Genomic DNA, 6,330 nt, shown 5'->3' with positions numbered 1-6,330 from the left:
TATGCAAGACACTGAGTGAATGATCAAAAATCCCTATCCATCAGATTATGAGCAACTCAATGAAAACAATAAAAATAGTAAAATACTTCTTCTCCGTCATCGGGCTTGGCATGTTGATTGGCGCCTATTTTATGTTTGCCAACACTCAAAGCTTCCTCAGTCAATCACAAATAGCGCAAGGCACGGTGGTTGATCTGTTGCTTTCGCGTTCGAGTGATTCAAATACTTATCGGCCGCTGGTGGCATTTACTGCTTCAGATGGTTCTTTAGTTGAAATCACCTCTTCCAGCAGCAGTAATCCACCTGCGTTTGATATCGGTGAGAAAGTCGATGTGTTTTATAATCCTTCCTTTCCCGAAGATGCCATGATCGACAGCTTCTTTTCATTGTGGGGTGGGGCTGTCATCCTCGGCGGGCTAGGAGCGGTGTTTTTTCTGACTGGGGCGTCAATGATTGCTTTTGGCTGTTGGAAAAATAATCGGGTTGCATATTTAAAAAGGAATGGCGAGCCAGTTAAGGCGAAATTGGCGGGAGTGCAACTTAATAGTTCAGTCATCGCCAATGGCCGTAACCCATACCAAATTACGGCTCAGTGGACAAATCCTAAAACGTCGAAGCTGCATGTCTTCATGAGTGACAACATCTGGTTTGATCCGAGTGAGCATATTAAAGGTGGTGAAGTCACGGTTCTGATAGATCAGAGCGATCCAAATAAATATTATATGGATATTTCATTTTTGCCTCAGTTAGCCGGTTAACATCGCGCGACTAAGATGCCTCACTTCGAGGCATTTTTATTGGCTGAAACCAGTTGAGCCAGACAAAATCAAAACATTCACTACTTCAATGCACCGACGTGACCGCAAATGGTGGTCTTTCTCTATGTTGGTGAAAATACGCGATTTTAATATTACCTTTGTCATTATCTTTTGCTCACACAGTGATTTAGTTCACTTATTCGATAAAATAAGAAATTCACTGTGAATAATTAAATGGCTCAATATCTCAGTTTTGTATAATCGCGGTCGCTACCGTATTGGTTGTCTAATAGGTGGCGACACAAGAATGAATTTAATCTGTCAGAAACGGTGTACGTCAGTGTTTGTATTTTAGGTTCATGTTGTGATTTTTATTGTTATACCGGCCAGTGTGCCAAATGATAATTTTAAAAGAGATAGTTGGTTAAATAATGACAAAGTTTACAGAGTATAAAGTAGTTCACATTGTTGAAGGCGGTTGCGGTACGATTTTCCTCGGAGCAAGTGGCCTTCCGGTTCAGAAAATGGAAGCTGAATTGAATCAGTATGCACAAGATGGTTGGCAGGTTGTTTTTCAAATTGTAGAGCAGAAGCGATTCATGTTGTTCTGGAAACGTGAAGCTGTTCTGATCACGCTAGGCCGCTAATCTTGCTCAAGATAGTGTCTTTAAAGCTTATCCACCGCTACCAACGTAGCGGTGGTTCTAAAAAGCTACTTAATATTGAATGTAATTTTGAACCGACTTGTTCAGAATACACAAAACAATGCATTGAGAAATATGGTGCAATCAAGGGTTGGAAACTGGGGATCTCGCGAATTAAACGTTGCAATAACCCAAATCTGATTGAAAAAATATATGATGAGGTACCTTGATGAGACTGCTTGAACCATGGGAAGAGCTGAAAGATAAAGAAGAAGACCTCAGAAGTAAGGTCAATTCACTGACTGAAGAAAAGAAAAAAGCGTTCTATAAACGCCAGGTTCGTGAATTGAAAGATCCAGATACGTATGCCGTACTTAACTGGTTGTTTTTAGGCGGGTTTCATCATATCTATTTAAAAAGATATAAAGTCTTTGCTATTGAATTTACCTTGCTTGTCGGGTCCATTATTGGCTTGTCCTTAGGTTATCGTTGGCCGGCTTTGTTAATTGTTGGTCTGGTGGTGTATGAACTCCCTCAGTTGTTTTTCTCACAGAAAATCGCCCGCCAATATAATTACGATACATCCAGCCAAATATTAAATGATGTACAAAAAAGTGGCTAAGTTGGTCTATACAGCAAGGAAAGGCAAGGATGACTAAGCCTGTTGTTGAGTCGAGCACGACCAACAATGAAACCAGTAAGCTAAGTGAGAAGACAATGTTCAAGTTTTTCTCGTTGTTGGTTTTAATGCATGGCGCATTTTTCGTCGTAACGGTCAACGTGCTAGAGCGTGGCAGTGACGAACTGATTTGGTTTACGGCCGGAATGTGGTGCATCTGCTCAGTGATTGGAACCGTATGGATGCACAAACGCATACGTGCCCAAGTTAAAGCAACGTTAGTGCACAAAGGCGCGGTATTTTTCGCTTACCTGTTTGCTCTGCTGCCGTTCAGTTTCGTAGGCTTGATGTTATTCGTCTTAGCTGCTTTATCTGGCGTCGATATGCGTTAGTCTGACAATATGAGCAAAGGAGAAGGCAATGCGTCCGCGATATTCAGGTTCTTGCTTGTGTGGCAGTATCCGTTTCGATGTGACAGGGCCATTTGACGGATTCTATCTTTGTTATTGCAAACATTGTCAAAAAGACAGCGGTTCGGCTCATGCTGCCAGCTTGTTTATCCCTCCGTCCAATATTTTCTGGCACTGTGGGCAAGAGTTACTTACAACATATCGTTTACCCGGTAGCCTGCATCAGAAAAGTTTTTGCCAGCAATGTGGTTCCCCAGTGCCTTCCTTAGATAATCAACATAGCTTCTTGATGGTTCCTGCGGGTTGCCTGGACACACCAATCTTACAGACTCCGGATGCTAAAATATTTGTGAGCCGTCAGGTGCAATGGTCAAAAGGCATCCATCACTTAGTTGAGTTTGATGAGTTACCAAAAGGTAAAACTTAGCTGAAAAAGATTGTTCCAAAGATTAGAACATCTTCTTCAGTTCACACTGCTTGTTCTATTGATAGGCATTATTGATTATGAGTTTGATTTTATATTAGTGAATAAGGAAACTCTATGACTTCAATGACATGCGGGACTCACCATATTGGATTGACGGTATCAAAACTTGAAGAAAGTGCTCGCTTTTTTGTCGATCTGCTGGGTTGGAAAGAAGTGAAGCGCAATCCGGCGTATCCGGCCATTTTTGTCAGCGATGGTCGCATTATGTTGACGCTCTGGGAAGTACGAACCGACAGTGCGATAACCTTTGATCGAAAACGAAACGTGGGGCTTCATCACTTGGCACTGGCGTTAGACAAAGAAGCTGATTTAAACGCGGTTTATCAACGTATGATGGACGCCGGTGTTGAGGTGGAGTTTGCGCCAGAGAAAATCGGTGAAGGCCCAGCCAAACACATGATGTGTTTCGAGCCGAGCGGTATTCGGATCGAGTTCTTTTGGCCTGGTCATTAATGTTTAGATACCGCTATCGACCACAAGAATGTATCGCGTAGCAATACTGTGGCTGTGACGGCCACGGTATTGGATGCGTGTAGTGTGGCTTACATACCACAGGATGGAATAAGTAACGTGAGAATCGAAGTCAAGTGCAGTCAGGCAAAACACGAGTTTGAGGCGGCAGAACCAGAGATCACCTCAATAGAGTTATCTCCGCAGGAGCGGCGGTTAAGCAACGTTTTGTCCAGTCCGGGTAGGCGCTATCTGGGCCAGATGATCGACATGCTCATCGCCTGGGGCATTTTCCTGGCGAGCTTTGCGTTTGTTGAGTGGTTGCCTGTTTCCAAAGAGTATATCGGTGGTTATGCATTGATTCCGGCATGTGTGTATTTTGTTTTTTCAGACGGGTTCGCTAACGGGCAAAGTCTGGGGAAAAAGATGTTGGGTATGTCGGTGATAGACCGGCGCAGCGGACACTATTGTACGTATTGGCAATCTTTGCTTCGCAATATTCTTACGCCAGTTCTCGGAGCACTGGACGCGGTGTTTATATTGTCTAAGCGTCGCCAGCGAATCGGAGACAAACTCGCGCGTACGATAGTGGTAAACCGAGCGTAACGCAGCAGTATTCTAAAATGAACTAAGCCCCTACAGCACTAATGCCTTTGGGGCTTAACTTAGCGCAGTTGAAACGCTTTGATCAGAAGATTAACTGGCAACGCGCATCTGGCTCCAGGCGGAGCTTTTTATTTTCTTGATGACGTTTTCACACGAAATTTCTTTGTTGAATGCTTTCAGCAAGACGTTTTCAGTATAACAACCCTCTTGCTCTAACATCGCTTCGTTAATGGCTTCGTTCATACAGATGGTGATCTCGCGACAAAGCACATCGATATCTTGTTTAGTATGAGAAATATTCAGTGCGATACGTAATCCGGACTTGCCCTTACCAACAGCAGGAAAGGCGCCAATGTTGACATAGATACCTCGGCCCATCAGCTTATTGATGACCTTGCTGCATACTTCTTCGTTGCCGACGGCAATAAAGCGGATTGGACTGGATGTCGCAGCGATCAGTGGCAGCCCCTGTTCTGCAGCGCACTGATTAAAGTATTCAATCAAATCAAACAGCTGACCTTGCAGTTGTGCAATTTCGTCACTCATGAACAGATCCAGAGAAGCGTTGAGCGCGGCGAGGTTAGCCGGTTGAAGAGGGCCGCCAAACGAAAACGCCGGGCCACAGTAACGCACCAGTTGGTACAGTTCCTGATTCGGTAACACCAAGCCGCCGCCAGCGACACCGAAACACTTCGAGAATGAAATGGCGACCACCGTTCTGTCATGCAAGTCATGTTCACCCAGAACAAAACCTTTGCCATTCTGTCCGCGCCATCCTGCACCGTGAGCATCATCAATATATAGCCAGAAGTTAGGGTATTGTTCTAGCAAATCGCGCAGTTCATTCAGTGGCGCTAAATCGCCGTACATGCTAAATACACCATCCGTGGCATACCAGATTTTCCGGTAATGTTGGCCGTCTTCCAAAGCTTGTTTGATCGCTTCGACATTATTGTGTTTCACCACTTTCACTTCGGCGCCAGACGCCGCAACAACTTTGGCAGAGAGTTGAATGCTTGAGTGTGCTTGCTGATCGACCAGTAGAAGATCCCCACGTTCAACCAATACTGGCAGAGCACTCAAGTGACCGAGTGTTGTGGTCGCGGTCAATAAAACATGTCCGCCGAAAAGCGTGTTAAGCTTATTCTCGATGGTACTGTACAGTGGGTGAGACATATACGCTCGGGAAGCGGAAAGTTGTGTACCACTGCGTTCAATTTCGGCAATCGCCGCCGATTTCAGGCGCGGATCATTTTCAACACACAAGTAGCTGCAAGAACCATAGTTACGCATTGTTTTTCCGCCAGAACGGAGATACAAGCCGTTTTCGACGATGTCATCCAGATCGAGATGAGCAATGTTGTGACTGACCATGATTTTGGCGTATTGATAAAAATCGTTGAGCTTTTCGTTCATTTTTACATTTTCCTTAATGTAATGGTTGTTAATATTAGAGTGAAGAATCAATAATTCGATCTAGCGTTTTGTAATACAATGATGGAAATAAGTTCTTAAACTTTTTAACTAATATGCTTTCTTTGTTACAAAGTACTTCGAATTGACTTTTTTCAATGGCTTTTATTAATTTATTTGCCACTAAATCCGGACTGATTACTTTTCCGTGCTTACTTAATGCTTTCGCTTCAGGTATTTGGTTTTGTTTTTCTCGTGTATACATATCGGTGTCTGTATCTGGAGGAAAAACAATGCTGACGCCAATGTTGTGAGGTCTCATCTCCATTCTCAGACATTCAGCAAAGCCTGTGACCGCAAATTTAGTCGGTGCATAACTGACATAACCAAAAGCTCCCAGATAGCCAGCAACACTGGAGACAAAACTCACGTGCCCGCAAGAGCTGCTCTTGAGATAAGGGATTGCGGCGCGTGTGGCGTTAACCGCAGCCCAATAGTTTACTTCGAATACATGTCGAAGTGCTGTCTCTTCTATGTCTTCAAACTTTCCGTATGCCTCGACTCCGGCATTATTTACTAGAATGTCGATACCATGATTTTTCCCGATAAAAATCATGGTTTCTTCTAGCAGTTCTTTATTTTTCAAATCCACAGAATAAATTTCAATATTAACGTTAGGGTAAGTTTCATTAATATTGAATTTCGCTTTTGTTAACTTTTCTTTATCCCTTGCAATTAAATGGATTTGGCATCCAAGAGAAGCCAGTTTTTTTGCTATAGACAGGCCAATGCCAGCAGAACCACCAGTAATAATGGCTTGCTTATTATTGAATTTATATTTCATGTTTGCTCAGTAGCGGTTTTAATGTCAGAGGGAAAATTAGGATAGTTTTAATGTATAAACGAGAAATAAATTAAATTATTTCTTTTGCTTTGAGCAAGG

Annotated in this window: 10 protein-coding genes; 8 read left to right on the top strand and 2 right to left on the bottom strand. The window is 43.2% G+C overall.

What is annotated here, in order from left to right; translation table 11 throughout:
- The first annotated feature begins 59 nt into the window (after positions 1 to 59).
- The 8 genes from CAG64_RS17885 (at position 60) to CAG64_RS17850 (ending at position 3,974) form a co-directional block, all read left to right on the top strand.
- A complete protein-coding gene (locus CAG64_RS17885) occupies positions 60 to 758 on the top strand; it encodes a DUF3592 domain-containing protein (RefSeq protein ID WP_161489343.1) in 699 nt (232 codons plus the stop codon).
- Positions 759 to 1,189: 431 nt separating this feature from the next.
- Entirely contained in the window at positions 1,190 to 1,405 is a 216-nt protein-coding gene (locus tag CAG64_RS17880; RefSeq protein ID WP_021705361.1) for a DUF4177 domain-containing protein, read from the top strand.
- Between the two features lie 14 nt (positions 1,406 to 1,419).
- Positions 1,420 to 1,632: a membrane protein insertion efficiency factor YidD gene (gene yidD, locus CAG64_RS17875; RefSeq protein WP_245580791.1), complete on the top strand. Its 213-nt coding sequence runs from the start codon at positions 1,420 to 1,422 to the stop codon at positions 1,630 to 1,632.
- A complete protein-coding gene (locus CAG64_RS17870) occupies positions 1,632 to 2,024 on the top strand; it encodes a hypothetical protein (protein WP_021705360.1) in 393 nt (130 codons plus the stop codon). The genes yidD and CAG64_RS17870 overlap by 1 nt, the downstream gene beginning before the upstream one ends.
- A gap of 29 nt (positions 2,025 to 2,053) precedes the next feature.
- On the top strand, positions 2,054 to 2,413 hold the full coding sequence (locus tag CAG64_RS17865) for a hypothetical protein (protein ID WP_161448629.1): 360 nt from the start codon (positions 2,054 to 2,056) through the stop codon (positions 2,411 to 2,413).
- 28 nt (positions 2,414 to 2,441) lie between these two features.
- On the top strand, positions 2,442 to 2,858 hold the full coding sequence (locus CAG64_RS17860) for a GFA family protein (protein ID WP_021705358.1): 417 nt from the start codon (positions 2,442 to 2,444) through the stop codon (positions 2,856 to 2,858).
- A 114-nt stretch (positions 2,859 to 2,972) separates the two neighbouring features.
- Positions 2,973 to 3,371, top strand: a complete 399-nt coding sequence (locus tag CAG64_RS17855; protein WP_021705357.1) for a VOC family protein — start codon at positions 2,973 to 2,975, stop codon at positions 3,369 to 3,371.
- A gap of 117 nt (positions 3,372 to 3,488) precedes the next feature.
- Positions 3,489 to 3,974, top strand: a complete 486-nt coding sequence (locus CAG64_RS17850) for an RDD family protein (RefSeq protein ID WP_021705356.1) — start codon at positions 3,489 to 3,491, stop codon at positions 3,972 to 3,974.
- A 90-nt stretch (positions 3,975 to 4,064) separates the two neighbouring features.
- Here the strand turns inward: CAG64_RS17850 and CAG64_RS17845 are convergent, their stop codons facing one another.
- On the bottom strand, positions 4,065 to 5,390 hold the full coding sequence (locus CAG64_RS17845) for an aminotransferase class I/II-fold pyridoxal phosphate-dependent enzyme (protein WP_161448627.1): 1,326 nt from the start codon (positions 5,388 to 5,390) through the stop codon (positions 4,065 to 4,067).
- 34 nt (positions 5,391 to 5,424) lie between these two features.
- Positions 5,425 to 6,231 carry an SDR family NAD(P)-dependent oxidoreductase gene (locus CAG64_RS17840; protein ID WP_161488517.1) on the bottom strand — a complete coding sequence of 269 codons (807 nt, stop codon included), beginning with the start codon at positions 6,229 to 6,231 and terminating at the stop codon, positions 5,425 to 5,427.
- Positions 6,232 to 6,330: the final 99 nt, after the last annotated feature.

Source organism: Vibrio sp. V38_P2S17PM301 (assembly GCF_009904845.1).
In the GTDB taxonomy this organism is placed as follows: domain Bacteria; phylum Pseudomonadota; class Gammaproteobacteria; order Enterobacterales; family Vibrionaceae; genus Vibrio; species Vibrio proteolyticus.
Note: the sequence above shows the minus strand (reverse complement) of the source record. Positions and strands in the feature narration are given on the sequence as shown.

Coding starts and splice junctions, on each gene's coding strand:
- CAG64_RS17885 (WP_161489343.1), top strand. CDS start 60: ATGAAAACAATAAAAATAGTAAAATACTTCTTCTCCGTCATCGGGCTT.
- CAG64_RS17880 (WP_021705361.1), top strand. CDS start 1,190: ATGACAAAGTTTACAGAGTATAAAGTAGTTCACATTGTTGAAGGCGGT.
- CAG64_RS17870 (WP_021705360.1), top strand. CDS start 1,632: ATGAGACTGCTTGAACCATGGGAAGAGCTGAAAGATAAAGAAGAAGAC.
- CAG64_RS17865 (WP_161448629.1), top strand. CDS start 2,054: ATGACTAAGCCTGTTGTTGAGTCGAGCACGACCAACAATGAAACCAGT.
- CAG64_RS17860 (WP_021705358.1), top strand. CDS start 2,442: ATGCGTCCGCGATATTCAGGTTCTTGCTTGTGTGGCAGTATCCGTTTC.
- CAG64_RS17855 (WP_021705357.1), top strand. CDS start 2,973: ATGACTTCAATGACATGCGGGACTCACCATATTGGATTGACGGTATCA.
- CAG64_RS17845 (WP_161448627.1), bottom strand. CDS start 5,390: ATGAACGAAAAGCTCAACGATTTTTATCAATACGCCAAAATCATGGTC.
- CAG64_RS17840 (WP_161488517.1), bottom strand. CDS start 6,231: ATGAAATATAAATTCAATAATAAGCAAGCCATTATTACTGGTGGTTCT.